Origin of the sequence: Kineococcus sp. NPDC059986 (assembly GCF_040702905.1) — a bacterium.
Taxonomy (GTDB): domain Bacteria; phylum Actinomycetota; class Actinomycetes; order Actinomycetales; family Kineococcaceae; genus Kineococcus.
Genome location: NZ_JBFBND010000039.1, coordinates 1 through 25,617, shown reverse-complemented (window position 1 = coordinate 25,617; position 25,617 = coordinate 1). Strand labels below are relative to the sequence as shown.

General features: G+C 73.1%; 26 protein-coding genes, 1 pseudogene and 1 riboswitch. Of the genes and pseudogenes, 16 read left to right on the top strand and 11 right to left on the bottom strand.

Translation table 11 applies throughout. The features are described 5' to 3' along the window. Positions 1–66: 66 nt before the first annotated feature. A riboswitch (SAM riboswitch) is annotated at positions 67–162 on the top strand. Positions 163–351: 189 nt separating this feature from the next. Together AB0637_RS21255 and AB0637_RS21250 are read left to right on the top strand one after the other, a co-directional pair. Further along, the gene (locus tag AB0637_RS21255; protein ID WP_366174687.1) at positions 352–1,257 is read left to right on the top strand and encodes a sulfurtransferase; all 906 of its coding nucleotides are present in this window, start codon (positions 352–354) and stop codon (positions 1,255–1,257) included. A 147-nt stretch (positions 1,258–1,404) separates the two neighbouring features. After that, positions 1,405–3,441: a beta-galactosidase gene (locus AB0637_RS21250; RefSeq protein ID WP_366174686.1), complete on the top strand. Its 2,037-nt coding sequence runs from the start codon at positions 1,405–1,407 to the stop codon at positions 3,439–3,441. Positions 3,442–3,450: 9 nt separating this feature from the next. Here AB0637_RS21250 and AB0637_RS21245 read toward each other — a convergent pair whose 3' ends face one another. Further along, positions 3,451–4,788: an MFS transporter gene (locus tag AB0637_RS21245; RefSeq protein ID WP_366174685.1), complete on the bottom strand. Its 1,338-nt coding sequence runs from the start codon at positions 4,786–4,788 to the stop codon at positions 3,451–3,453. Between the two features lie 174 nt (positions 4,789–4,962). On the opposite strand from AB0637_RS21245, the gene AB0637_RS21240 reads away from it, so the two are divergent. The 8 genes from AB0637_RS21240 to AB0637_RS21205 all read left to right on the top strand — a co-directional run bounded on the left by AB0637_RS21240 (position 4,963) and on the right by AB0637_RS21205 (position 13,690). Then, on the top strand, positions 4,963–5,604 hold the full coding sequence (locus AB0637_RS21240) for a helix-turn-helix domain-containing protein (protein WP_366174684.1): 642 nt from the start codon (positions 4,963–4,965) through the stop codon (positions 5,602–5,604). Between the two features lie 51 nt (positions 5,605–5,655). Then, positions 5,656–6,507 carry a phosphotransferase gene (locus AB0637_RS21235; RefSeq protein ID WP_366174683.1) on the top strand — a complete coding sequence of 284 codons (852 nt, stop codon included), beginning with the start codon at positions 5,656–5,658 and terminating at the stop codon, positions 6,505–6,507. Positions 6,508–6,540: 33 nt separating this feature from the next. After that, positions 6,541–7,296 (top strand): FadR/GntR family transcriptional regulator, encoded by a 756-nt coding sequence (locus tag AB0637_RS21230; RefSeq protein ID WP_366174682.1) that lies wholly within the window; start codon positions 6,541–6,543, stop codon positions 7,294–7,296. A 79-nt stretch (positions 7,297–7,375) separates the two neighbouring features. Then, positions 7,376–8,188, top strand: a complete 813-nt coding sequence (locus tag AB0637_RS21225) for a sugar phosphate isomerase/epimerase family protein (RefSeq protein WP_366174681.1) — start codon at positions 7,376–7,378, stop codon at positions 8,186–8,188. 129 nt (positions 8,189–8,317) lie between these two features. Then, positions 8,318–9,664, top strand: a complete 1,347-nt coding sequence (locus AB0637_RS21220; RefSeq protein WP_366174680.1) for an MFS transporter — start codon at positions 8,318–8,320, stop codon at positions 9,662–9,664. A gap of 24 nt (positions 9,665–9,688) precedes the next feature. After that, positions 9,689–10,582: a phosphogluconate dehydrogenase C-terminal domain-containing protein gene (locus AB0637_RS21215; protein ID WP_366174679.1), complete on the top strand. Its 894-nt coding sequence runs from the start codon at positions 9,689–9,691 to the stop codon at positions 10,580–10,582. 60 nt (positions 10,583–10,642) lie between these two features. Further along, the gene (locus tag AB0637_RS21210; RefSeq protein WP_366174678.1) at positions 10,643–12,259 is read left to right on the top strand and encodes a peptide chain release factor 3; all 1,617 of its coding nucleotides are present in this window, start codon (positions 10,643–10,645) and stop codon (positions 12,257–12,259) included. 21 nt (positions 12,260–12,280) lie between these two features. Continuing rightward, positions 12,281–13,690, top strand: a complete 1,410-nt coding sequence (locus tag AB0637_RS21205) for an insulinase family protein (protein WP_366174677.1) — start codon at positions 12,281–12,283, stop codon at positions 13,688–13,690. Between the two features lie 10 nt (positions 13,691–13,700). Here AB0637_RS21205 and AB0637_RS21200 read toward each other — a convergent pair whose 3' ends face one another. Both AB0637_RS21200 and AB0637_RS21195 read right to left on the bottom strand, forming a co-directional pair. Further along, on the bottom strand, positions 13,701–15,920 hold the full coding sequence (locus AB0637_RS21200) for a TerD family protein (RefSeq protein ID WP_366174676.1): 2,220 nt from the start codon (positions 15,918–15,920) through the stop codon (positions 13,701–13,703). A gap of 76 nt (positions 15,921–15,996) precedes the next feature. Continuing rightward, positions 15,997–16,773: an AraC family transcriptional regulator gene (locus AB0637_RS21195; protein WP_366174675.1), complete on the bottom strand. Its 777-nt coding sequence runs from the start codon at positions 16,771–16,773 to the stop codon at positions 15,997–15,999. 49 nt (positions 16,774–16,822) lie between these two features. Between AB0637_RS21195 and AB0637_RS21190 the strand changes: the two genes are divergently transcribed. Genes AB0637_RS21190 through AB0637_RS21180 form a run of 3 tightly spaced genes read left to right on the top strand, consistent with a single transcriptional unit; the run spans position 16,823 to position 18,209 of the window. Further along, positions 16,823–17,242 carry a DUF2000 family protein gene (locus tag AB0637_RS21190; protein ID WP_366174674.1) on the top strand — a complete coding sequence of 140 codons (420 nt, stop codon included), beginning with the start codon at positions 16,823–16,825 and terminating at the stop codon, positions 17,240–17,242. Positions 17,243–17,262: 20 nt separating this feature from the next. Beyond that, positions 17,263–17,619 carry an STAS domain-containing protein gene (locus tag AB0637_RS21185; RefSeq protein WP_366174673.1) on the top strand — a complete coding sequence of 119 codons (357 nt, stop codon included), beginning with the start codon at positions 17,263–17,265 and terminating at the stop codon, positions 17,617–17,619. Beyond that, positions 17,616–18,209, top strand: coding sequence for a DUF1684 domain-containing protein (locus AB0637_RS21180; RefSeq protein WP_366174672.1), 594 nt, complete (start codon positions 17,616–17,618; stop codon positions 18,207–18,209). Before AB0637_RS21185 ends, AB0637_RS21180 begins: the two co-directional genes overlap by 4 nt. Before the next feature lie 4 nt (positions 18,210–18,213). On the opposite strand, the gene AB0637_RS21175 is transcribed toward AB0637_RS21180, so the two are convergent. Beyond that, positions 18,214–18,765 (bottom strand): hypothetical protein, encoded by a 552-nt coding sequence (locus tag AB0637_RS21175; RefSeq protein WP_366174671.1) that lies wholly within the window; start codon positions 18,763–18,765, stop codon positions 18,214–18,216. Positions 18,766–18,827: 62 nt separating this feature from the next. Further along, positions 18,828–19,628 (bottom strand): exodeoxyribonuclease III, encoded by an 801-nt coding sequence (locus AB0637_RS21170; RefSeq protein WP_366174670.1) that lies wholly within the window; start codon positions 19,626–19,628, stop codon positions 18,828–18,830. 70 nt (positions 19,629–19,698) lie between these two features. On the opposite strand from AB0637_RS21170, the gene pyrE reads away from it, so the two are divergent. Genes pyrE through AB0637_RS21155 form a run of 3 tightly spaced genes read left to right on the top strand, consistent with a single transcriptional unit; the run spans position 19,699 to position 21,541 of the window. Further along, entirely contained in the window at positions 19,699–20,265 is a 567-nt protein-coding gene (gene pyrE / locus AB0637_RS21165; RefSeq protein ID WP_366174669.1) for an orotate phosphoribosyltransferase, read from the top strand. Continuing rightward, entirely contained in the window at positions 20,265–20,645 is a 381-nt protein-coding gene (locus tag AB0637_RS21160) for a hypothetical protein (RefSeq protein WP_366174668.1), read from the top strand. Before pyrE ends, AB0637_RS21160 begins: the two co-directional genes overlap by 1 nt. Before the next feature lie 11 nt (positions 20,646–20,656). Next, on the top strand, positions 20,657–21,541 hold the full coding sequence (locus AB0637_RS21155) for a putative RNA methyltransferase (RefSeq protein WP_366174667.1): 885 nt from the start codon (positions 20,657–20,659) through the stop codon (positions 21,539–21,541). On the opposite strand, the gene AB0637_RS21150 is transcribed toward AB0637_RS21155, so the two are convergent. The 6 genes and pseudogenes from AB0637_RS21150 to AB0637_RS21125 form a co-directional block, all read right to left on the bottom strand. Further along, complete coding sequence (locus tag AB0637_RS21150; RefSeq protein ID WP_366174666.1) at positions 21,465–22,124, bottom strand: YigZ family protein; 660 nt, start codon at positions 22,122–22,124, stop codon at positions 21,465–21,467. The genes AB0637_RS21155 and AB0637_RS21150 overlap by 77 nt on opposite strands. Beyond that, complete coding sequence (locus AB0637_RS21145; protein ID WP_366174665.1) at positions 22,121–22,744, bottom strand: DedA family protein; 624 nt, start codon at positions 22,742–22,744, stop codon at positions 22,121–22,123. The genes AB0637_RS21150 and AB0637_RS21145 overlap by 4 nt, the downstream gene beginning before the upstream one ends. Positions 22,745–22,774: 30 nt before the next feature. Then, complete coding sequence (locus tag AB0637_RS21140) at positions 22,775–23,200, bottom strand: thioesterase family protein (protein WP_366174664.1); 426 nt, start codon at positions 23,198–23,200, stop codon at positions 22,775–22,777. 23 nt (positions 23,201–23,223) lie between these two features. Further along, positions 23,224–23,964, bottom strand: coding sequence for a DedA family protein (locus AB0637_RS21135; protein WP_366174663.1), 741 nt, complete (start codon positions 23,962–23,964; stop codon positions 23,224–23,226). A gap of 208 nt (positions 23,965–24,172) precedes the next feature. After that, positions 24,173–25,291, bottom strand: a complete 1,119-nt coding sequence (locus AB0637_RS21130) for a Gfo/Idh/MocA family oxidoreductase (RefSeq protein WP_366174662.1) — start codon at positions 25,289–25,291, stop codon at positions 24,173–24,175. Beyond that, positions 25,288–25,617 (bottom strand): annotated as a pseudogene (locus AB0637_RS21125) (sugar phosphate isomerase/epimerase); the annotation flags it as partial. The pseudogene AB0637_RS21125 and the gene AB0637_RS21130, both read right to left, overlap by 4 nt.

Genomic DNA, 25,617 nt, shown 5'->3' with positions numbered 1-25,617 from the left:
CCCGTTCCCGGGGAACGTCTCTCGGCGGTTGACACGACGCGTGTCCTCCGGGCACGGTGATCCCGAACACCATCCAGAGCGGCTGAGAGACCTGGCTCGACGACGCCGCAGCAACCCCCCTGCCCTGCAGGGTGCGGGTGCTCCCGCCAGGGACGATGGAGGGCACGGAATGACGCAGGACCGCACCACCGAGCAGTTCTCCCGGCTGCACCGGCGTCGGCACGTCGACCTCGGTCGGTGTGCGTCGTCGCGCTGTCGCTGCGCGCGCTGAGTCCCCGAACCCCTTCCCGCACGCCCAGCCGAACCCCGCCGTCCCGCCGTGGGCGGCACCGCCCTGCCCTGGAGGCCCCCGTGAGCACCACGTCCACCGCCGTCCCCGCCGACACGACCGACGCGAAGTTCGCCGGCTACGCCGACCCGTCCCGCCTCGTCAGCACCGACTGGCTCGCCGAGAACCTCGGCCGGGAGGGGATCGTCGTCGTCGAGAGCGACGAGGACGTCCTGCTGTGGAGCACCGGCCACATCCCCGGGTCGGTGACCGTCGACTGGCACACCGAGCTGAACGACCCCGTGACCCGGGACTACGTGGACGGAAAGGGGTTCGCCGAGCTGCTGTCCCGCAAGGGGATTCGCCGGGACGACACGGTCGTCTTCTACGGTGACAAGAACAACTGGTGGGCGGCCTACGCCCTGTGGGTCTTCACGTTGTTCGGTCACGAGGACGTCCGCCTGCTCGACGGTGGCCGGGCGAAGTGGATCGCCGAGGGTCGCGGGACGACGACGGACGCCCCCGAACCCGAGCGCACCGACCACCCCGTCGTGGAACGCGACGACACCACCGTTCGTGCCTTCGCGGCGGACGTCCGCGAGCACCGGGGTGGGCTCGTCGACGTGCGGTCGCCGCAGGAGTACTCCGGGGAGCGCACCCACATGCCCGACTACCCGCAGGAGGGCACCCTGCGCGGCGGTCACATCGCCGGCGCCGCCAACGTCCCCTGGGCGAAGGCCGCGAACGAGGACGGGACCTTCAAGGACCGGGCCGCCCTCGAGGCGATCTACCTCGAGGGCGCGGGCCTGAACGCGCAGCAGCCCACCATCTCCTACTGCCGCATCGGGGAACGGTCGAGCCACACCTGGTTCGTGCTGACCCACCTGCTCGGTCTGCCCGACGTCCGGAACTACGACGGCAGCTGGACCGAGTGGGGCAACGCGGTCCGCGCGCCCATCGTCGTCGGCACCGACCCCGGCCCGCGCTGACCTCCGGCCCTGGACCGGGACCGCCCGGCGGTCTGTGGGGTCATCCTATCTACGGAAGAGTAGATAAGATGACCTCGTCCGGGGACCCGGACGGCTCGGTGCCGCGGAGACGCGGCGGTGGGCACCACGCGACGAGGGGTGAGCCCGATGGACCGGATCCTGTTCGGGGCGGCGTACTACGACGAGTACCTGCCCACCGACCGCACCGCGACCGACATGGCGCTGATGCGCGACGCGCACTTCACCGTCATCCGCATCGCGGAGTCGACGTGGAGCACCCTGGAACCCCGGCCGGGCGTCTTCGACTTCACCCACGTCGACCGGGCCCTCGACGCGGCCGAGGCCTTCGGCCTGCAGGTCGTCGTCGGCACCCCGACGTACGCGGTGCCGGCGTGGCTCGTGGCGACGTACCCCGAGGTCCTCGCCGTCACCGACGCGACCGACACCCCCCGGTACGGCGCGCGGCAGATCATGGACATCACGGCCCCGGCCTTCCGCCTGCACTCCGAGCGCGTCATCCGCGCCCTGGCCGAGCGGACCGCGGGTCGGCAGCACGTCATCGGCTTCCAGGTCGACAACGAGACGAAGTACTACGGCGCGGCCTCGCGGTCCGTCCAGCGCGGGTTCGTGCGACACCTGCGCGAGCAGTTCGGCGACGACCTCGACGCGCTCAACCGGGCCTACGGCCTGGACTACTGGTCCAACCGCGTCGACGCGTGGGAGGACTTCCCCGACGTGCGCGGCACGATCAACGGGTCGCTGGCGGCGGCCTTCGACGCCTACCGGCGCGGGCTCGTCACCGAGTACCTCGGGTGGCAGGCGGGGATCGTGCGCGAGTACGCCCGCCCCGACCAGTTCGTCACCCAGAACTTCGACTTCGACTGGGCCCCGGGCTGGTCCTACGGCGTGCAGCCCTCGGTGGACCACTTCCGTGCCGCCCGGACCGTCGACCTCGCGGGCGTCGACATCTACCACCCCACGCAGTCGCGGCTGACGGGCAAGGAGATCGCCTTCGGCGGCGACATGGCGCGCTCGATCAAGGGGGGTGCGAACTACCTCGTCGCCGAGACCCAGGCGCAGGGCCAGCTGGGCTGGCTGCCGTACCCGGGACAGCTGCGCCTGCAGGCGTGGAGCCACCTCGCCAGCGGCGCCTGCGGTGTCATGTACTGGCACTGGCACTCGATCCACAACTCCTTCGAGACGTACTGGAAGGGCGTGCTGAGCCACGACCTGGAACCCGGCCCGACGTACGAGGAGGCCGGGGTCTTCGGGGGTGAGGTCGAGGAGCACGCGGCGTCGATCACGGGGCTGCGCAAGCAGAACCGCGTCGCGGTCCTCGTCAGCAACGAGGCGCTGACGGCCCTGCGGCTGTTCCGGCTCGAGACGGGGTTCATGTTCGGCGAGTCCGCCGGGTACAACGACGTGCTCCGCCGGGTCTACGACGCGTTGTTCGAGCTGAACGTCGAGGTCGACTTCGTCCCGTTCGACGCCCCGGACCTGGGGGCCTACGAGGTCCTCCTCGTGCCGGCCCTCTACACGGCGCCGCAGTCGACGGTCGACGCGCTGCGCCGGTACGTGCAGGACGGGGGCCACCTCGTCGCGACGTTCCGCACCGCGGTCGCCGACGAGCACCTCACCGTCTGGGACGACCGCGCGCCGCACGGTCTCACCGACGTGTTCGGTGTCACCTACAACCAGTTCTCGACGCCCGACGGTGCGCGCCTCGCCTTCCGCGACGGGTTCGCGGGCGGGGCGGACGGGGCGGCGGAGGTCGTGCTGGAACTGCTGACCCCCGCGGCGGGCACCGAGGTCCTGGCCCGGTACGACCACCCGGCGTGGTCCGGCTACGCGGCACTCACCCGGAACGCCTTCGGCGACGGGACGGCCACGTACCTGGCGACGCTGACCGACCTCGTGACGGTGCGGGCCGTCCTGGCGGACCTGCTGCGCGACGCCGGGGTGTGGGACTGGCCGCAGGACCTCGCGCTGGCTGCCCCGACGGTGGCCGTGCGGCGCGGCACGAACGGCCGCGGCCGGGCCGTGACGTACCTGCTGAACTACTCGGGTTCCCCCGTCGTGCTGCCCGCCCCGGTCGCCGGTCGGGACGTCCTGGGCGCCCGGGACGTGACGGCCGGGCAGGAACTCACGGTCGGCGCCTGGGACCTCGTCCTCCTGGAGGACTGAGGGTCGTCGTCAGCGGACGGCGCGGATCCGGGTGATGGCGAAGGCGCCGAGCAGCGCCATGACGATGGCCACGGGGAACACCAGGCCGTACCCGCCGGTCGCAACGACGAGCGAGGACGTGATGAGCGGCCCCACGGTCTGCCCGGCGGTGGTCGAGAGGTTGAGGATGCCCAGGTCCTTGCCGGCGTCGGACTGGTTCGGCAGGACGTCGACGTTGAGGGCCTGGTCGACCGAGGTGTAGACCCCGTAGCCGAGGCCGGCGATGGCCGCGTAGGCGAACATGCCCGCCGAGCTCGGCCACACCCAGGGCATGGCGATGCCGACGGCGAACAGGACGCTGGAGAGCACGACGGGCAGTTTCCGGCGGCCGATGAGGTCCGAGACCGGTCCCGACACCAGCGAGCCGAGGAGGGACACGACGAGGGTGATGACCGACATCGTGGCCAGCGTCGCGGCCGAGCGCGCGGTGCTCTGCCCGAGGTGGTCCTGGACGATGTAGAGCTGGTACGCCGAGATCATCTGGTAGCTGACGAGCATGAACAACCGGCCGACGAACGCCTTGTAGAAGTCCGGTGCGCTGCGCGGCGGCCGGAAGCTGACGAGGACGTCCTTGAGGGTCGTCGGCACGGCCGGCAGGTCGGTCGCCGGACGTTCGCGGGGCCACAGCACGACGGCCACGAGCGCGGACACCGCCATGAGGGCACCGCCGAGCACGAAACCCGTGAGGCCGCTGGTGATGAGGGCCGCGCCCACGAGCGTGCCGAGCGGGGTGCCGACGGACAGGCCCGTCCCGTAGAACGCGGACATGGTGCCGCGCAGGCGACCCGGGACGCGGTCGCTCAGGACGGCGACGGCCGGGGCCAGCATCATGTTCAGCCCGACCATGGCCACGCAGTAGAGGAGCGTGATGAGGCCGGCGCTGTCGACGAGCCCCATGCTCAGCATCGCGGCGCCCCCGAGCAGGCCACCGCCGACGACCCACGGGGTGCGCCGACCGAGGCGGCCGCGGGTGCGGTCGGAGAAGTTCCCGAACACGAGGTTCGAGACGAGCGAGACGACGGCGGTGACGGCGTTGATCGTGCCCAGCAGGGTTTCGGGGGAGGAGACGCCGATGTCCTTGAGCCGCTGCGGCAGCAGGACCGAGGAGATCGTCATGAGGCCGACGATCCAGAGCAGTCCGAAGAGGAGGAACCCGGCACCGAACCGGAACGTCGTCGCGCGGTCGAACCGGCGGCCGGTGTCGGGTGCGAGGTCGTCACCGTCCTGGCCGGCGGTGGCCACTGCGGTGGCGGGATCGGCGGCTCCGGGCGGGAGCAGGGGAGGGACGGCGCTGCTGTGCGTGTCCATGGCACCTTCTTCGGTCCTGGGAGGGGACGACTCCACCTCGAGACGTCGTGGAGCAGCCCTGCGCACCACTATCTACGCTTCCGTAGATAGGAGGAACGCAAGCCGACATCCGTCGGTTGTCAACGGTGCGGGTCGGGGGCCGGGGAACGTCGCGCGGCTCAGTACCGTGGGCCGGTGACCCCTTCCAGTGCCCCACCGGTCCGCCGCGTCCGCATGACGCGCGAGGCCCGGCGGGCGCAGATCGTCGAGGTGACGACCCGGATCATCAGCGAGCGCGGGTACGCCGCGTTGTCCCTCGACGAGGTCGCGCGGGCCGTCCCCATGACCCGGGCCGGGTTGCTGCACTACGTCGGGTCGCGGCAGGGACTGCTGCAGCTCGTCGTCGAGCAGGGGTACGACCAGCGCTTCGACCCCGAGGACTTCGTCGCCACGCAGGACCCTGCAGCCACCCACCCCGACGGCGTGTCCTTCCCGGCGTACCTGCGCTACCTCGTCGCCCACAACGCGCAGGACCCGCAGTTGCTGCGGCTCTACGTCGTCCTCGGTGCCGAAGCCCTCGTCGAGGACCACCCCCTGCACGACTACTTCGACCGGCGGCCGGAGCAGGTGTGGGCCCTCTACTCCGCGACGCGCTGGCGCCTACCGCCCGAGGTCGGTGGCTGGGAGGGGATGCGCGACCTCGTGCAGATGGCGATCGCCGCGATGGACGGGTTGCAGCTGCGGGCCTTCCGCAGCCCCCCGGTGGACCTGCCGTCCGCGTGGGCGACGTTCGAGGCGGTGCTGTTCCCCTCGCCCGTCTGGGACGGGTTCCGCTGATCCGCTGAAACCCGGTGGCCGGCCGGGGGTCGACGCTGCGACCGTGGCGGGGTGATCGCCTCGGGAGGGAACCGCGTCCGCTGGTCCGACCTGCCCGCGGCCGTCCACGACGCCGTCGCCGACGTGCTCGGATCGGCTGTGGTGCACGCCGTCTCGCAGCCCGGAGGGTTCTCGCCCGGGTCCGCCGACCGCGTGGCGACGGCCGGCGGGACCCGCGCCTTCGTCAAGGCCGTGAGTCCGGCGCAGAACACCGCCAGCCCCGCGATGCACGCCCGCGAGGCGCGGATCGCGGCGCTCCTGCCCCTCGGGGTTCCCGCGCCGCGGCTGCTGGGCGCGCGGGAGGTGGGGGACTGGCAGGTGCTCGTCCTGGAGGACGTGCCCGGCCGGCACCCGACCCTGCCGTGGCGGGCCGACGAGCTGGCCCTCGTCGTCGCGGCGTTGCAGGAGCTCGCGGCCGTCGGCACGCCCTGCCCGGTCCCGGACCTTCCGACGGCCCGGGAGTCGCTGGCCACGGAACTGCCGGCCGAGGCCCTGGCGCACCTCGACGGTGACACCCTCGTCCACCTCGACCTGCGGGCCGACAACCTGCTCATCGCCGACGGCCGGGCCGTGCTGCTCGACTGGCCGCACGCGGCGGTGGGTCCGCGGTGGCTGGACCTGCTCGCGCTGCTCTTCGAGGTCGACCGCCTCGGGGGTGAGGACCTGGCGGAGGAGGTGCTGCGCACCTCACCGTCGACGCGGGACGTCGACCCGGACGTCCTCACGACCGTGCTCGCCGGTTTCGCCGTCTTCTTCCTGACGCGCGCCGCCGAACCGGACCCGCCCGGGTTGCCGACGCTGCGCGCGTTCCAGCGCGCGCAGGGGGAGGCGCTGCAGCACTGGGTCGCACGCCGTCGCGGCTGAACCGCGCCGGTACCAGCGTGAGAGGCTGACCCGGTGCCCGTCTTCCGCGACGACCCCAACCGCGTGGACCCGGAGCTGACGGCGCTGCCGCGGGGTTCGGCCGTCTCCGAGGTCGCCCGCCAGATGACCACCCTCATCGCCGACGGCACCTTCGCCCCCGGGTCCCGGCTGCCTCCCGAGCGGCAGCTCGCCGAGTCCCTCGGTGTCGGCCGCTCGGCCGTGCGAGAGGCCCTCGCCGCACTCGAGATCCTGGGGCTGGTCTCGGTGCGTCCGGGGTCGGGCACCTACGTGCGCGACAGCATGTCGGAGCTGCTGCCCACGACGCTCAGCTGGGGGCTGATGCTGTCGGCCGCGCACACGGCGCAGCTCTCGGAGGTCCGCGGCGCCCTCGAGGTCCAGGCGGCGGTGCAGGCCGCCGAGCGCATCGACGACACCGGGCTGGAGCAGCTGCGCACCCACCTGGCGGCCATGGAGGCCTCGACGGGGGACCTCCAGGCGTTCATCGAGGCGGACGCGGCCTTCCACCGCCAGGTGGCGGCGGCCGCCGGCAACGACGTCATGGACGACCTGCTGCAGACGGTCCGGTCCCTCCTGCGGGTGTGGGTGGACCGTGGGCTGCGCTCGCAGGAGCAGGCCGAGACGGCGTGCCGGGAGCACCGGGCGGTCTACGACGCGGTCGCCGCGCGCGACGCCGACGCCGCCGGGCGGGCGATGGGGGCCCACATGCGCACGGCGGGCGACCGGGTCGAGCACACGGAGCCGACGTCCGGGGGCGTCCTGTCGCGCTGACGCCGGACCGGGCGGTGTGCGACCATTCACCACAACCGGTTGACCGGTAGGGGTGCGCCGGAAGGGTCGAGGAGGCCTCGTGGCCGTCGGAGTGTCCACCTACGCGTACAGCCACCGCTGGGACCCGTCGGGACCGGAACCCCTGTCGCTGCTGGAGATGCTGCACGACACGGCCGACCTCGGGGGCGAGGTCTTCCAGGTCTGCGACCACCCCGACCTCGAGGCGTTGACGCCCGACCTCGCGGCGGCCCTGCGCGGGGCAGCCACCGACCGGGGTCTGGTGCTGGAGACGGGCACCCGCGGCACGGGTGTCGAGCACCTGCGCCGCCACCTGCGGCACGCCCTGGCCCTCGGCGCGCGGACCGTCCGCTCGATGGTCTTCGCCGTCGTCGACGGGGTCGACGACCGGCCGTCCGCGCCGGAGAGCGTCGCCCGGCTGCGCGAGGTCGTCCCGGAGTACGCAGCCGCGGGGGTGACCCTGGGGCTGGAGACCTACGAGCAGATCCCGACGACGGAACTGCTCGGCATCGTCGAGGCCGTCGACGACCCGCACCTGGGGATCGTCCTGGACCCCGCGAACTGCGTGGCCGCCCTGGAGCACCCGCGCGACGTCGTGCGGCGGCTGGCCCACCGGGTCGTCGACGTGCACGTCAAGGACTTCGCGTTCACCCGGCGCGACGGGTGGGCCGGCTTCACGCTGGCCAGCTGCCCGCTGGGGGAGGGGCAGCTGGACTACCGGGACCTGCTCGACGTCGTGCAGCCGGATCCGCAGCGGGTCCACCAGGTCCTCGAGCACTGGGTGCTGCCCCGCGAGGACGGCGCTGCGACGCGGGCGGTGGAGGCGGACTGGACGCGGTGGTCGCTGCGGACGCTGCAGGGCTACCAGCTCTAGAACCTGTTCCTCCGAACCGGTTGACCGGTTTGCCTTCGCGTGGCACAGTCGTGGTGAGCCGCCGGCGCACCTGCGCGGCGCACTCCCGGCCACCACGACGTGGCTCCGACCGTGCGAGGGAGCACGCCCATGAGCAGCAGCACCACCTCCGACGGCAGCACCGCGTTGCGCAAGGCCGCCCTGCGGCTCATCCCGTTCGTCGCGGTGATGTTCTTCATCAACTACCTGGACCGGACGGCGATCAGCTTCGCCGGTCCGAACGGGATGAACGACGACCTGGCCCTGACGGCCGCCCAGTACGGGTTCGCCGCCGGGATCTTCTTCGTCGGCTACATCGTCCTGGAGATCCCCAGCAACCTGGCCCTGCACCGGTTCGGCGCCCGCAAGTGGCTGGCCCGGATCATGGTCAGCTGGGGGATCGTCGCGATCCTGTTCACCTGGGTCCAGAGCGACACCCAGCTGTACTGGCTGCGCTTCCTCCTCGGCGTCACCGAGGCCGGGTTCTTCCCCGGCGCGATCCTCTTCCTCACGCTGTGGTTCCCCCGCGAGTACCGTCGTCGGGCCCTGGCCGGTTTCTACCTGGCCCAGCCGCTGACGACCGTCATCGGCGCCCCGCTGGCCGGTTTCCTCATGCAGTCCGGGCACGGGGTGTTCGGCCTGGAGGGCTGGCGCTTCATGTTCCTGTGCGTCGGGGTGCCCGCGATCGTCCTGGGGGTGGCGTGCTGGTTCTACCTCACCGACCGTCCCGAGGACGCGCGCTGGTTGACGGCCGACGAGCGCGCCTGGATGCGCCGCGAACTCGACGCCGAGGCCGGCGAGAACGAGCAGCGCGGTCACGTCTCGGCCCGCCGCATCCTGCGCGAGGGTCGCGTCTGGGCCCTGGCCGTGGCGTACTTCGGCCTCATCTACGGCCTGTACTCCCTCGCCTTCTTCCTGCCCACGATCATCGGCGGTTTCCAGGAGCGCTTCGGCACCACGTTCTCGGTCTTCGAGAAGGGTCTGGTCACGGCCGTCCCCTACGTCCCCGCGGCCGTCGCGCTGTACCTGTGGTCGCGCCACATCCACCGCCACGGGTTCAAGAGCTGGCACATCGCGCTGCCCACGCTCCTCGCCGGGCTCAGCGTGCCGATCGCCCTGTACATGGACTCGCCCTTCCTCACCATCCTCGTCATCGCCGTGACCGCCTGCGGGATCTTCATGGCGCTGCCGAACTTCTGGTCGCTGCCGGCGCAGTTCCTCACCGGTGCGGCCGCCGCCGCGGGCATCGCCTTCATCAACACGTTCGGCAACATCGGGGGTTTCTCCGCGCCGTACGTCACGGGCTGGTTGACCGACCTCACCGGTGACGAGAAGCTCGGCCTCTGGCTGACCGGCGGCCTGCTGGTCGTGTCCTCGGCCATCCTGCTCGAACTGTCCCGCCGCAGCCGGGCGGCCTCCTCGCCCGACCCCGCCACCGCCCAGACCACCGCCGCCTGACCCCCACCTTCCAGGAGTGACGAGATGACCACCTCGACCGAGAACCCCGCCCCCACCGTTCCCGCGACGGCACCCGTCGTCGTCGCCGTCGTCGGCGCCGGCGGGAAGATGGGCATGCGCGTCTCGCGCAACCTGGCCCGGTCCCACCACGAACTCCGGTACGCCGAGGCCTCCCCGGCCGGCGTGGAGCGGATGGCGGCCGAGGGGCGCACGGCGGTGCCGACGGAGCAGGCCGTCGCCGGTGCCGACGTCGTCGTGCTCGCCGTGCCGGACACCGTCCTCGGGGCGGTCTCGCAGTCGGTCGTGCCGGCGATGGAGCCGGGCTCGATCCTGCTCACCCTGGACCCGGCGGCCGCGTACGCGAACCTGCTGGCCCAGCGCGAGGACGTCCTGCAGGCCGTCGCGCACCCCTGCCACCCGTCGGTGTTCCTCGAGCGCACCCGGCCGGAGGAGTACGCCGACAACTTCGGCGGGGAGGCGGCCCTGCAGAACGTGGTCGCCGCGTTCGAGGCGGACGACCGGGAGAAGCGGGACGTCGCCGAGGACGTCATCCGGATCATGTACGGCCCCGTCGACACGGTGCACTGGGTGACCGTCAAGCAGTTGGCCTACCTCGAGCCCACGCTCGTCGAGACCGTCGCCTGCATGATCGGGTCGCTGCTCAAGGACGCCCTGCACGAGACCGTCCACACCGTGGGCGTGCCCGAGGAGGCGGCCAAGGCCATGCTCTTCGGGCACGTGCAGATCGCGCTGACCAACACCTTGCGCGGGTCGAACCCGTTCTCCGAGGCCTGCCTGGTCGCCATGGACTACGGCCGCGAGACGATCGTCAAGGACGACTGGAAGAAGATCTTCTCCGACGGCGAGCTCGACCACGTCATCACCCGGATGCTCAAGCTCGACGGCATCCAGCGCTGACCCAGCACCGTCCTCCCCTCGTCGTCGCCCAGCACGGCGACGACGGGGGAGAATGGCCGGGTGACCACCGTCCCGACCGAGCAGCTGACCGACGTCCCCGCCGAGCAGGTGGCCGCCGAGTCCGCCCGCCGTCGCACCATCGCCGTCATCAGCCACCCGGACGCCGGCAAGTCGACCCTCACCGAGGCGCTCGCCCTGCACGCCAGGGCGCTGCGCGAGGCCGGGCACGTCCACGGCAAGGCCGGCCGCGCCGGGGTCGTCACCGACTGGCAGGACATGGAGAAGCAGCGCGGCATCTCCATCAGCTCCGCCGTCCTGCAGCTCGACCACCGGGACACGGTCGTCAACGTCGTCGACACCCCGGGCCACGCCGACTTCTCCGAGGACACCTACCGCGCGCTCACGGCCGTCGACGCCGTGATCATGCTCATCGACGCGGCTCGCGGCATGGAGGTGCAGACCCGCAAGCTCTTCGGCGTCTGCAAGCAGCGGGGCCTGCCCGTCATCACCGTCGTCAACAAGTGGGACCGCCCCGGCCAGGAGGCGCTCGCGCTGCTCGACGAGGTCGAGTCCGTCACCGGTCTCCGGCCCACCCCCGTGACCTGGCCGGTCGGCATCGCGGGCGACTTCCGCGGGCTGCTCGAGCGCACCACGGGCGGGTACGTGAAGTACACCAAGGCCCCGGGCGGCGCGACCCTCGCCCTCGAGCAGCGCTTCGACGCCGCCGGCGCCGAGGCGGAGGAGGGTGACGTGTGGCGGCAGGCCGTCGACGAGCACGAACTGCTCACCGCGACCGGCGCCGACCACGACGAGGAGGAGTTCCTCGGGTTCCGGACGACGCCCGTGTTCTTCACGGCCGCCGTCGCGAACACCGGGGTCGGGCAGGTCCTCGACGCCCTCGTCGACATCGCCCCCTCCCCGCGCGACCAGCACGACGTCGCCGGTGAGCTCCACCCCGTGACGAGCCGGTTCACGGCGCAGGTGTTCAAGACGCAGACCGGCATGAACCCCGCCCACCGCGACCGCCTCGCGTTCGCGCGCATCCACTCCGGGGTGTTCCACCGCGGGATGACGGTCCGCGACGACCGCAGTGGCCGGCCCATGGTGCTCAAGCACGTGCAGACGGTGTTCGGTTCGGACCGCTCGACGGTCGACATCGCCTGGCCCGGGGACGTCATCGGCCTCGTCAACGCCCGGCACGTCAACGTCGGGGACACGTTGTCGGAGAACGGGCGGACGGCCTACCCGCCGCTGCCCGTGTTCGCCCCCGAGCACTTCCGGACCGTGCGCCCCAAGGACCTCGGATCGGGCAAGCAGTTCCGTCAGGGGTTGCGCGAACTCGACGCCGAGGGCGTCGTCCGCGTCCTCACGTCCGACTCCCGCGGTGACGGCGAACCCGTGCTGTCCGCCGTCGGTGCGCTGCAGTTCGACGTCGTGCAGTACCGCATGACGCACGAGTTCCGTTCGCCCGTGCTGTTCACCGAGCTGCCGTTCACGACGGCCCGGATCATCGAGGCGAAGGACGCCCCGCTGCTGCGCGCGCACCGCGGGTGCGAGGTCGTCCAGAACGGCGAGGGCCGGGTGTTCGCCCTGTTCACCGACGAGTGGCGGGTGCGCAGCTTCGAACGCGACAACCCGGACGTGCGGCTCGAGGAGCTCGTCGCCACCAGCGACTGAGGCCTGCGGCAGACTGGACCGGTGGCGATCGACTACCGCAAGCCCGGTCGGGGCCCGGCCACCGGTGGCCGCCTCGTCCCCTGCCTGCAGGCGACGTCCTCCGGGGCGGCCTACGGTGCCCTGACGTTCCGCGTCGGGACGGCCGACGAGACGGTGCCCACGCGCGGGACGACCCACCTCGTCGAGCACCTCGTCATGCGCCACGCGCACGTCGTCGACCTGCGCTGCAACGCCTCCGTCGGCCTCACCCGCACCACGTTCTGGGCCGCGGGCACGGAGGCGGAGGTGGAGGGGTTCCTCGGGCGCGTCCAGGAGGCCCTGCTCGACCTGCCGGTGCGGCACCTCGACTCCGAACGCGCCCTCATCGCCGTCGAGGAGGAGCACCACCCCGTCGCGGTGCCGTCCCCCGTGCAGCACTTCGGCGCGCAGCGGTACGGCGTCGTCGTCTTCGAGCAGCAGCTCGACCACCTCACACCCGAGCACCTGCGCAGCTGGGTGCGGGACCGGTTCACGGCCGGCAACGCCGTCCAGGTCCTCGTCGGCGCCGACCGGGGGCGCTGCGCCGTCCGGTTGCCCGACGGGCCGTCCCACCCCGAACCGCCCGTGCCCGCACCGGGGCGTGCCCGCGTCCACGTCGACCCCACCGAGCGCACCGTCTGCCTCACCGCGCTCCTGCCGACGAGCTGGGCCGTGCCGGTGCTGGCGGCCGTCCTCGACCGCGCCGTCGCCAACCGGCTGCGGCACCGCGAGCACCTCGCCTACGGGGCCGGCGCCGGCCACCTGCGCATCACCCTCGACACGACGATGCTCACCGTCACCTCCGACTGCGTCCCCGGCCGCGAGGCCGACCTCGTCGCCGCCCTGCTCGACGAACTGCGACGCCTCAGCACCGACCTCGACGGGGAGACCGTGCTGCGCGCCGTCGGCCGGGTCGTGGAGGGGGCCGAGGAGGACGCCGGGTCGACCGGGCTGACGGAGGAGGCGTGGCGGCTCCTGCACGGTCGGGACGTCCCCGCGTCCGTGCAGACCCTCGAACGCGACCTCGACGCCCTGACCACGGACGACCTCCGCGAGCTGCTGCGCACGGTCCTCGACACGGCCGTGCTGCGGACGCCCGTCCCCGTCCCGACGCCACCGGGTTTCGCGCTCGAGGGTCCGAGCACGCCCGAACCCTGGCCCGGCCGGGAGTTCACCCGGGCGGACGGGCTGTGCGCCACGGTGTCCGCCCGAGGCCTGCAGGTCGGCGACGTGCAGGTGACGTGGGGTTCCCTCGTCGCCGCGTTCGTGGACGGGGACGACTGGTCCCTCGTGTCGCGGCGGGGGGTCCGGATCGACCTGCGGCCGGGGGAGTTCGGCGCGCCGTTCCTCGCCGAGCTGCGGGACCGGGTGCCGACGTCGGTGCGGATCGACGGTCCCCCGCGCAGGACGTGACGACCTGCCGTCAGGCCGGCAGCGTGTCCGGTGCGTCGTCGGGAGCCTGCTCGTCCACCTGGTCCTCGGGCTCGTCGGAGAACTTCGGCGCCGGCGGCACCCACGCGCGGAGGGGTTGCACCACCGACGAGTAGAACGTCTCGAGACCGTCGGTGACGGAGGGGATGAAGGCGTTCTTGACGCCGGACCGCTTGGTCCCCATCGGGTTCGTCCGGGACAGGGTGAAGGCGGCGACGGCGACGTCGCGCTCCGGGATCAGGGTTCCCGGAGCGTTCCGCACGTCTCCGAGCCGTTCGCAGGTGGAACCGCTGCGGCCGCTGAAGCTGACGTCGACCAGGACGTCGTCCGGCGCGTCCTTCAGCTGCTTGAGCAACCAGTTCACGCGCCGGTGGGCGGTTCCCTCCTGAGGTGCGGGCACCCGGACGGAGGAGCGGATCTGACTGGTCCGCAGGTCGGCGACGACGGACACGGGGCCCGCCGCCCCGGGGATCCGCACGGTGGCCTCCAACTCCCCTGACGTCACGAGGCGGGTCGTCGTCGCCGCGACCCGTGCGACGGGGTCCGCGGCCACCTTCCGGGGGAGCACGTGGGTCACGGTCACCCCGAGTTCCGCCGTCAGTTGCAACCGCAGCTGACGCACGAGGCGGATCCAGGCCTCGGCGACGGCGGGCACCTTGCGGTCTCCCACCCGCAGGGTTCCCGCCGAGACGGCCTCCCGGACCGTCACCCACGCCGCCCCCATGTCGTCGAACCCGGAGGCGCCCGACCGAGGGTGCTGCAGGTAGCGGATCAGTTCGTGCAGGATCCAGGCCTGCAGTGGATCTGCGACCCCACGGTGGGTGAGGGCCATCTGTGCCTCGTGCAGCACCTCGGCCCACGACAGGTGGTGGAGGGAGACCTTCCGCAGCTTGCGCTTGTCGACGTCGACGGGGTGTTCCCCGGCCGCCGGCGGGATGTCGTTGGAGATGGTGATGACGGCGTCGAAACCCTGGGCGCGGGCCACGTCGAGGTAGTTCTCGACCTGGTCGCGGCGCAGTTGCCCGTCGCCCGTCTTGACCTCGACCAGACCCGTCCAGGTCTTCCCCGCCCGGGCGACCCGCAGGACGCCGTCGGGGTAGACGCGGGCCTCGGCCAGCTCGAACGGGACCTCGAGGTAGGCCTCGACGGCGCCGCCGGGTGCCCCGAAGTGGGACACGACGCCCCGGGCGAACCCGCGGACGGCCATCATCGTGGCGAGGAGGGCCGAGGTGGCCCGCTTCTCCTGCTCGCCGGCGCTCCCGACGCCGTAGACCGAGAACAGGCGGGCGGCTTGCCAGGTGTCGGCTCCGGCCAGTCGGAGGGCGGGCGGTTTCGCCTGCGGGGGAGCGACCTTGCGGGTGCGGACCCCCGACCGTGCCGAGGCCCCGGGGACGGACGGCGTCACCGTCGGGTCGGCGACGTCGGCGACGTCGGCGTGGACAGCGGTGGTCGTGGGATCGTCGGTGCTCGCGCTGACGGTGACCGTGGTGACGACGGTGGTCGAGGCTGCACCGCTTGCGGGGGTGTCGCCGGCCGTCTCGACGGACGGGTCCTCGGCCGACGACTCGTCCTCCGCGTCGACGACCTCGACGAGGTCCTCGACGGGGGTCTCCTCGACGGAGGTTCCGTCGAGGGGGGTTTCGTCGTCCGGCACCACCGTGAGGGCGGCGTCGGGGTCCTCCTCGACGGTGACGCCGAAGTCCTGTGCCAGACCGCTCAGCCCGGTGTCCCAGCCCTGGCCCACGCAGCGGATCTTCCAGTCCTCGCCTCGCCGGTAGATCTCCGTGAACACCAGGGCGGTCTCGGTGGAGGCGTCCTCGACGTCGCACACCGCCAGCACGGTGTTGGCGGCGTCCAGCACCCTGAGCCGCAGGTCCGTCAGGTCGCCGAAGGTCCCGGCCTCGCGGCTGGCCGCGACGGCGATGACCGCCACGTCGGCGGCGACCTCGTCCAGGTCGATCGAGAGCCGCTCCTCGACGGACGTCTCGGAGCGGGACCGCCCGGTGTGGTTGACGGATCCGTCCGGGGAGGTGGGCTGGTTGTAGAACACGAAGTCGGCGTCCGAACGGACCCGCCGGGCCTCGCTCAGCAGCAGGGCGGAACCGTCGACGTCGGCGTCACCGTCGTCGCGCCAGCTGAGGACCACGCGGAGGCGCCTGGCCTCGGAGGGCAGGGTGCGGTTCGCCCCGCGGGCGAGCGACTCGATGTCCACACGATCGAGTGTGCACAGTTCCGGCGCTCGGTGCCGTTGTTTCTGGGGAAAGGGCCCGACCAGCTCAACCGGCGCCTCAGCCCACGAACCGTCCCGGCGTCGTCCCCAGCACCCGCCGGAAGTGCCGGGTCAGGTGCGGCTGGTCGTGGAACCCCGCGAGCACGGCGGCCTCGGCGGGCCGGTGGCCGGACAGCAGCAACCGCCGGGCGAGGTCGACGCGACGGCCGGTGAGGTAGGCGTGCGGGGGCATCCCGACCTCGCGGGTGAAGGTGCGCACCAGGTGCGCGTCGGACACGCCGAACCGGGCGGCCGCGTCGGCCAGCAGCACCCCGTCGACGACGTGGTCGTCCAGCAGTTCCCGCAGCCGGCGGGCGAGCGGGGCGTCGCGTCGCGCCGATGGCGGGGTGCGCAGGACCAGCGCCCCGACGGCCTCCAGCAGGACGGCGGCCCGGGCCTGCACGTCCAGCGGGTCGGCGCCCGCCGTGAGCCGGGTGTGCAGGGCCCGCACCGCCGCGGCGAGGCGGGGGTCGGGCAGTTCCGGGGCGCCCACGAGCCGTCCCGTCGCAGCCGGGGGCAGCGCGTCGGGTTCCAGGTACAGCACCCGCTTGCGGAACCCGGCGGACGTGACAGCACGCCCGTCGTGCGGCACGTGCGGGGGCAGCAGCGTCACGAGCCGGCCCGTGTCGTGCGGGCGGCGGTCGAGGTCGTAGTGGACCGCCCCGTCCTCGACGAGCAGCAGCGTCCACGTGTCGTGGGTGTGCAGGGGGTAGGCGTGCTCGACGAACCGGGCCGTCAGCACCTCGGCGATGCCGGGGACGTCCGGCCGGTGGCTGTGCACCCGGTCCGGCCCCACGTCAGGAACGTACAAGACCGCGCGGCCCGCACCGGGGGAGCGTCGTGCCGTGACCGATCCCCGTCCCGACACCCGCACCGCCGTCGTCGTCCGCGACGACCTCGCGCCCTGGCGGCGCCTCAACGTCACCGCGTTCCTGCTGAGCGGCATCACCGCGGCCCACCCCGACCTCGTGGGCGAGCCGTACGCCGACGCCGACGGCAACACCTACCTGCCCCTGCTGTCACAGCCCGTCCGCGTCTTCGAGGGCGACGCCGCCACCCTGCGCGCCGCACGGCAGCGGGCGGTGGGCCGCGGACTGCCGACGGCCCTGTTCACCGCGGAGATGTTCACGACCGGCCACGACGCCGCGAACCGGGCCGCGGTCGCGGAGGTCACCGCCGACGCCCTCGACGTCGTGGGCGTGGCGGTGCACGGCCCCAAGAACGGGATCGACAAGGTTCTCAAGGGAGCCCACGCGCATCCCTGACGCTCGGTTACATTCGAGAGGTGACCTCGAGCAACACCCTCTCCGGACCTCCCGTGTCGGTGGGCGTGCGGCTCGAGGAGTGGGTCACGCCGGTCGTGGTCGTGACCCTGGCGGGCGAGGTGGACGCCTTCCTGGCCGCCGACCTCGAGCGGTGCATCGACGAGGCCCTCGCCCAGCGGCGGCCCGTCGTCGTCGACGCGTACGACGTCAGCTTCATGGACTCCACGGGCCTCGGCTTCCTCGCCCGCCTCGCCTCCCGCAGCGGGGAACGGCACATCACGGTGCTGGGAGCCCCCGAGCACGTGCGCCACCTCGTCCACCGTGCTCGACTGGACGTGATGATCGACCTGCAGACCCACCCCGGCGCCACCGCGTGACCCGGCTCGACGTCCTGGACTGGCGCCGTCGCGTGAGCGACCTGTACGCCGACGTCCGCGCGCTGCCGCCCGCGGAGGGCCACGCCCGGTGGCGCTCCGGTCGTGAGGAGCTCTTCAGCCACCACCCGGCCGGTCCGTTGCTGCCGGACGACCGCGCCGCCTTCACCGGTCTGCCCGTCGCGCCCTACGACCCCGCGTGGCGCTTCGAGGTGCCCGTCGAGGACGCCGAACCGCTGCGGCGCGAGGCCGTCACCGGCACCGACGGCACGGTCGTCTTCGAACGGGTGGGGACCGTCGCGCTGCCCGACGTGGGCACGCTCGACGTCTGGTGGCTCGACCAGTACGGCGGCGGGCTGTTCCTGCCCTTGAAGGACCCCGGCCCCGGCTACGGCGGCGGGCGCTACCTGCTCGACACCGTGAAGGGCGCCGACCTGGGCAGCACGGCGCGGGGGCTCGTCGTCGACCTGAACTTCGCCTACCCGCCCAGCTGCGCGTACGACCCCGAGTGGGCGTGCCCGCTGCCCCCGCCCGGCAACGTCGTCGACGTCCCCGTGGCGGTCGGTGAGCTCGCCGGCCCCTGGGGCGGCTGACCGCTCAGTCGAACGGGACCGCTTGCGCCGGAACGCGATCGCGCAGGTCCACAACGCGGGGGGCGCGCCCCCTGCGCCAGGCGCCGAGCAGCTGCTCGGTGGCCTCGTCGTCGCCCGCGCAGCGGAACATGCCCAGGGTGTAGATGCGGGCGGCCTCCTCGGCCTGCCGGTGCCAGGAGAACTCCTCACCCAGCTGCAGGTAGACGTCGACGTCCGCGCCCCGGCTGTCGAGGATCTCGTCGGCCAGGACGACGGCCTCGCGCAGGTGCCCGCAGACGAGCAGGGCCGAGACGACGTAGCACCGGGTGTCCGGGGCGACGTGGTCACCGGTGCCGAGGGCCTCGCGGGCCAGCCGCAGCGACCGTCTCGCGTCCCCCGCGAAGGCGGCGTGCTCGCTCGCCGCCACCAGCAACCGTCCCCGGGTGACCGAGTCGCCCGGCACGGCGCGCCGGGCCCAGGCCTGCAGGAGGTCGGCGACGGCCCGTTGGCCCCGGGCGTCGTTGGCCGCGCTCAGTTCGACCCGCTCGAGGTCGTCGCAGCTCACAGGTGCTCGCACCGTTCGAACCTAGTGACGCGACTCCTCCGCCGTCGCGCCCGCAGAGCCCGTTCGGGCAGGGTTCACGCGTTCGGCGCAAGCTCCACGATCACCGGTGCGTGGTCGGACGCACCCTTGCCCTTGCGCTCCTCGCGGTCGATGGTGGCCCCCGTCACCCGCCCGGCCAGGGCGGGGGAGCCGAGGACGAAGTCGATCCGCATGCCCTGGCGCTTGGGGAAGCGCAGCTGCGTGTAGTCCCAGTACGTGTACGTCCCCGGACCCGGCGCGTACGGGCGGACGACGTCCGCGAAGCCCGTCTCGACGAGGGAGCGGAACGCCGCCCGCTCCGGCTCGGACACGTGCGTGGCCCCCGCGAAGAAGTCGACGTCCCACACGTCGTCGTCGGTGGGGGCGATGTTGAAGTCCCCGACGAGCGCCACCTGCGCCTGCGGGTCGTCGGCCAGCCAGCCCGCGCCGGCCGAGCGCAGCGCCTGCAGCCACGCGAGCTTGTAGACGTAGTGCGGGTCCTCCAGCGTCCGGCCGTTCGGCACGTACAGGCTCCAGACCCGCACCCCGCCGCACGTCGCCCCGATCGCGCGCGCCTCGGCGGCCGCCGGTTCGCCGAAGTGCGGCACGTCGGGGGAGAACTGCGTGCTGACGTCCTCCAACCCCACGCGCGAGACCAGCGCGACGCCGTTCCACTGCGACAGCCCGTGGTGGGCGACCTCGTAGCCGAGGTCGCGGAACGCCTGCTCGGGGAACTGCTCGTCCTTGCACTTGGTCTCCTGCAGCGCCACGACGTCCACGTCGCTGCGGTCGATCCACGCGAGCACGCGGTCGAGGCGGGCACGGACGGAGTTCACGTTCCAGGTCGCGAGGCGCACGCGGCGGACGTTACCCGCCCCGGCCCGGGGTGCCGGGCAGTGCCGTCGGCAGCACCTAAGCTTCGGGTCCGTGAGCACCGACCGAGAACGCCTCGCCGACCTCGTCGCGGCCAAGGCCGTCGTCCACGGCAAGGTCACGCTGTCCAGCGGCAAGGAGGCCGACCACTACGTCGACCTGCGGCGCATCAGCCTCGACGGCGAGGCGTCCGCCCTCGTCGGGCCCGTGCTGCTGGACCTGGTCTCGGACTGGGACTTCGCCGCCGTCGGCGGGCTGACCCTGGGCGCCGACCCCGTCGCGCTCGCCATGGTCCACGCCGCCAACGCCCGCGGCTGGGCCCAGGCCCACGGCGGAGCCGCACTCGACGCGTTCGTCGTCCGCAAGGCCGAGAAGACCCACGGCCTGCAGCGCCGCATCGAGGGTCCCGACGTCGCCGGCCGCCGCGTGCTGGCCGTCGAGGACACCTCCACCACGGGGAGTTCCGTGCTCACCGCCGTCGAGGCCCTGCGGGCGGCCGGCGCCGAGGTCGTCGGCGTGGTCGTCATCGTCGACCGCGCCACGGGGGCCAAGGAGAAGGTCGAGGCGCAGGGCGTCCCCTACCGGTTCGCCTTCGGCCTCGCCGACATCGGGCTCGCCTGATGGGCGCCACCGGGACCGTCGTCCTGGTCGTCGTCGTCCTCCTCGTGCTCGTCGTCGCGCTGTGGGCCGTCAGCACCCGCGCCGCCCTCGTGCGGATGCGCGACCTGGCCGTCGAGGCCGGCGCCCTCGCCGAACAGCGCCGCAGCCGGCTGGCGGACCTGTCCGCGCACGTCGCGTCGCAGGAGGCGAGCGAGGCGGGTCCGGACCCGCAGACCGTCAAGGCGCTCGTGGACGCCGAGCACCGCCTCGCGGGGGACGTCGCCTTCCACACGGCGGCCGTGCGCGCCTACGACTCCCGCCTGCACGCCGTCCCCGCGTCCTGGGTGGGGGCCGTGTCCGGGCTGCACCCGCTCGGCGCCTCGGCGGAACACCAGCGCTGAACGAGCCCGACGTGCTGGCTGACGTCCTCCCCGCGCTGCGCTGCCCGCACTGCGCCGGGGAGTTCGAGCTGTCCGGCCGCACCCTCGGATGCGCTGCGGGACACCGGTTCGACCTGGCCCGGCAGGGGTACGTCAACCTGGTCGTCGGCCGCGCCGCGACCGGTGACAGCACCGGGATGGTCGCCGCCCGGGACGCGTTCCTCGGCGCCGGCCACTACGCCCCGGTCGCCGCGGCGCTCGCCGACCGGGCCGTCCCGGGGCTCGTCGTCGACGTCGGCGGGGGCACCGGGTACTACCTGGCCGCCGTCGTGGAGGCCGTGGGTGGGCCGGGGGTCGTCGTCGAACCGTCGACCGCGGCGCTGCGCCGCGCCGCCCGCGCCCACCCCCGCGTCGCCGCCGTCGGGGCGGACGTCTGGCGCGGTCTGCCGTTCGCGACGGGGTCCGTCGACCTCGTGACGACCGTGTTCGCCCCGCGCGGCGTGGCCGAGGTCGCCCGGGTGCTGCGGCCGGGCGGCCGCTGGACCGTCGTGACCCCGCTCGCGGACCACCTCGAGCAGGTGCGCGAACCCCTCGGCATGGTCGGGGTGGAGGAGCGCAAGGCCGAGCGCCTGCACGCCGACCTCACCGACGGGGACGCGTTCGAGGTCGTGGCCGAGGACGAGCTGCGCTTCACCCGGACCCTGGACCGGGAGAGCCTGCGCGCCCTCGTGCTCATGGGCCCCAGCGCCCACCACGTCGACCCGGCGGCGCTCGACGCGCGGCTCGACGCCGTCCTCGCCGGTCGGTCCGGTGGCGTCGACGTGACCGTCGGTGTCCGCCTCACGGTCGCAGCGCTGGACAACGATCCCCCACCCCGCCGGCCGGGCGGACGGCAGGCCCGAGGCCCTCGACGGTGACCGTGAGTGAGGCCGCGGCGAGGTGCGACGCGAGGGCGTCGGTGCCGCCGGTGGGGACGGCGACGACGGCGTGCCAGCCGTCACCGCCCCAGTCGACGTCCTCCACGGCGAACGTGCGGCGCAGTTCGGCCTCCACCCGCCCGCCGTCGCCGAGTCCCGCCGACACCCGGACGAGGTCGACGCGACGGCGTGCGACGGTGCCGGAGTCGGCGAGGGCCGCGCTGACCGAGCCGCCGTAGGCGCGCACGAGGCCGCCGGTCCCCAGCAGCGTCCCGCCGAACCAGCGCGTCACGACGACGGCGACGTCGCTGACGCCCGCACCGCGCAGGGCCGCGAGCATCGGTGCTCCGGCCGTCCCCGCGGGCTCACCGTCGTCGGAGGAGCGCTGCTCCTGCCCGTCCTCGCCGACGACCCACGCCGTGCAGTGGTGGCGGGCGTCGGGGAACTCGCGGCGCACCCGGGCCACGACGTCCTCGGCCTCGGCGACGGAGCCGACCGGTCGCAGGGTCGCCACGAAGCGGGAGCGCTCCACGACGAGCTCGGTGCGGACCGCGCGGGCCGGGACGGGCAGCGGGTCGCTCACGAGCGGGAGCGGGCCCGCCGGCGGCGGATCCAGGAGACGAGCGGGGCGACGATCGAGGCGAGGATCGCGACCCCGGCGATGGAGTAGGCGAGCGTGCGCACCCAGGGCAGGGAGTCGGCGGCGTAGCCGGCGAGCACGAGCAGCGCGCCCCAGCACAGCGCGCCGACGACGTTGGCCGAGGCGAACTTCGCGTACGGCATGGCCGCGGTGCCCGCGATGATCGGGGTGAAGGCGCGCAGCCACGGGATGAACCGGCAGGCGACGACGGCGAACCAGCCGTACTTCGCGTAGAAGGCCTCCGCCTTCGGCAGGTGGTGTGCGGCCTTCCCCGCCCGGCGCTGCAGCCAGGGCCGTCCGAGCCGGCGCCCGGACCAGTAGCCGACCGTGTCACCGAGGATGGCGGCCAGCGTCACCCCGACGACGAGGACCGGCAGCGACAGCGGGGAGTCCTCCCGCGCGGCGAGCAGGCCCGCCGTGAAGAGGACGCTGCTGCCGGGGAGCCAGAACCCGACGAGCGTGCCCGTCTCGGCGAACACGATCCCGAAGACGAGCAGGTACAGGCCGAGGGCGCCCAGGTCCTCCAACGGGGGGTCGGCGAGGTGGGCGAGCCAGTCGGACACCCGCCGATCCTCGCACTGGGAAGGGGACCCTCACACGGCGAGGGTCGCGAGCCGGGCCCTCTCGTCGTCGTCGAGGCGCCGCGGGCGGCCGGTGGCGAAGTCGTAGGCCACGCACACGGTCGAGGCGACGACGTAGGTCGTCGGGGTGCCGGTGGCGGGCGGGTCCGGCTCGCAGACCTCGTAGTCGACCTCGAAGCTGGCACCGCCGACGCGGCCGACCCACAGGTCCACGGCGACCGGTTCCATCCGGTAGTCCAGCGGCGCCTTGTACTCGATGGTGTGCTTCGCGACGACCATCCCCGTCGCCAGCATCGGCGCCGACCCGTCGGGGGAGGCCATGCCGAACGCGCGGACGCGGGCCTCCTCCAGCAACCGGAGGAGCTCGACGTTGTTGACGTGGCGGTAGGCGTCCATGTCGCCCCACCGCAGGGACAGGAGCAGGCGCTGGCGCGGCACCCGGACATCCTGCCCGGTGGTGGTCAGTGCTGGTTCTCGGGGGTCTGGTTCTCGGTGGCACCGCTCTGACGGGGCAGCGCGCCGGCCTTGCGCTGCTTGTGGCGGTCGCGCAGGTACTCGATCCCGACCGGGATGAGGGAGAGGACGACGAGGAGCAGCAGCCCCAGCTCGAGGTTGTCCCGGATCAGCTTGACGCTGCCGAGCGCGTAGCCGAGGAGGGTGATCCCCGACGCCCAGGCCACCGCGCCGATGGCGGAGAACGTCAGGAAGACGCGGCGGGGCATCGCTCCCGCGCCGGCGGCGAGGGTGATGAAGGTGCGGACCACCGGGACGAAGCGGGCGAGGATGATCGCGCGGGCGCCGTAGCGCTCGAAGAAGTCGTGCGTCTGCTTGATCCGCTTGGGCGTCAGCAGCTTGGAGTTCTCCCGCTGGAAGATCGCGGGCCCGGCCTTCTTGCCGATCTCGTACCCGACCGCGTTGCCGAGGAACGCCGCCGCGGACAGCAGGAGGCACGACACCCACAGCGGGTCCTTGAGGATGCCCGAGTGGGTGAACAGCCCGACGGTGAACAACAGGGAGTCGCCGGGCAGGAAGAACATGAACAGCCCGCACTCGACGAACACGATGGCCACCGAGACCCACAGCGCGGCCATGCCGAGGGAGTCGAGGAAGCTCTCGGGGTTCGCCCAGTCCGGCAGCAGGGCCGGGACGGCGGACGGCGCGGCGGACCCCAGGGCAGCCGAGAACTCGGCGAGGAAGGACACGACCCCAGGGTAAGTGCCGGGAGACCGTGCCCGGGCGACCCAGCCTGGAGATCAACCCAGAGGATGACGTGCGGCGGCCAGGTCCACCCGCTCGGCGGACGACGGGGGGACGGCTGGTGAGGGGGCCGGGTGGGGTTGGTGCGCGCTGCCTCCCCGAGGTCGGTGGTCGTCCCCGAGGAGGCAGCGCGCACGTCGACGCGCGGGCGCGTCAGACGGTGCGGGTGGTGGGGTCCCAGTCCGCCGGCAGCAGCTCGGCCGGGGTCACGGTGCTGGTGACCGGCACGAACGCCCCCGACTGCGCCGACTCCGCGATCGAGACCATCGCATCGACCACGTGGTGGGCCAAGGCCCCCTGCACCCGGTGCGGACGCCCCGCCCGCACCGCCCGGGCCATCTCCAGCACCCCCGTCCCCCGGGTGGACAACGCCGTCGTGGACGCGATCGTCTCCCAGTCCTCACCCCCAGCACGGCGGATGCGCACGTCCCCGTCGAAGGTGTTCGGGTCCGGCAACGCCAACGTCGCCTCCGTCCCGGTGATCTCCACGAACCCGTGCCGCGGCAACGGGGAGTCGAAGGAGAAGATGCTGCTGCCCGAAGCGCCCCCCGCGAACTGCGTCAACGCGCTCACGTGGGTCGGCACCGTCACCTCGAACACCTCCCCGGCCTTCGGACCGGACCCGATGGTCCGCTGCGCCCGGGACTTGCCCGCCACCGCGGCCACCGACGTGATCGGCCCGAACGCCTGCACCAACGTCGTCAGGTAGTACGGGCCGATGTCGAACAACGGACCGGCCCCGGCCTGGAACAAGAACGCCGGGTTCGGGTGCCAGGACTCCGGGCCCGGGGACTGCATCAACGTCAACGCGCTCAACGGGGTCCCGATGTCCCCACGCCGCAGCACCGCCAACGCCGCCTGCAACCCCGCCCCCAAGAACGTGTCCGGCGCACACCCCAACCGCACCCCCGCCGCCTGCGCGGCCTCGATCAACGCCCGCCCACCTTCGCGGTCCAACGCGACCGGCTTCTCCGACCACACGTGCTTGCCCGCCCCGATCGCGGCCAGGGACACCTCCACGTGCGCGGCCGGGATGGTCAGGTTGATGACGATCTCGACGTCCTCGTGGGCCAGGACGGTGTCGATGCCGCCGTGGGCGGGCACCCCGTGCTCTTCGGCGCGGGCCTTGGCCGCGGCGGGGAACAGGTCCCCGATGGCGTGGACGGTCACGTCGGGGAAGGAGGTGAGGTTCTCCAGGTACGTCCCGGAGATCACCCCCGCACCGATGATCCCGATCCCCACCGGACCCGACCGCTGCTGCGGGGCGCTCACGCCGGGACCCCGTGGCCGAGGGCGGAGACGAGGTTGGTGTAGCTGTCGTGCACGGCGGTGAACATGTCCCCGGTGGTGCCGTCCAGTTCGATGACGCCCAGGTCCACACCCCCGCACGCGGCCAGGATCGCGCCGGTGTCGAGGGACCCGGTCCCGAACGCGACCTGCTTGCTGTCGTCGCGTGATCCGTCACCGTCCTTCAGGTGCACGGCCTTGACCCGCGACCCCAATCGCCCCAGCAGGTCCGGCACGTCCACCCCGCCGACGACGGCCCAGTACGTGTCGACCTCCAACGCGACGGAGTCGTGCAGGTGATCGGCCAGCAC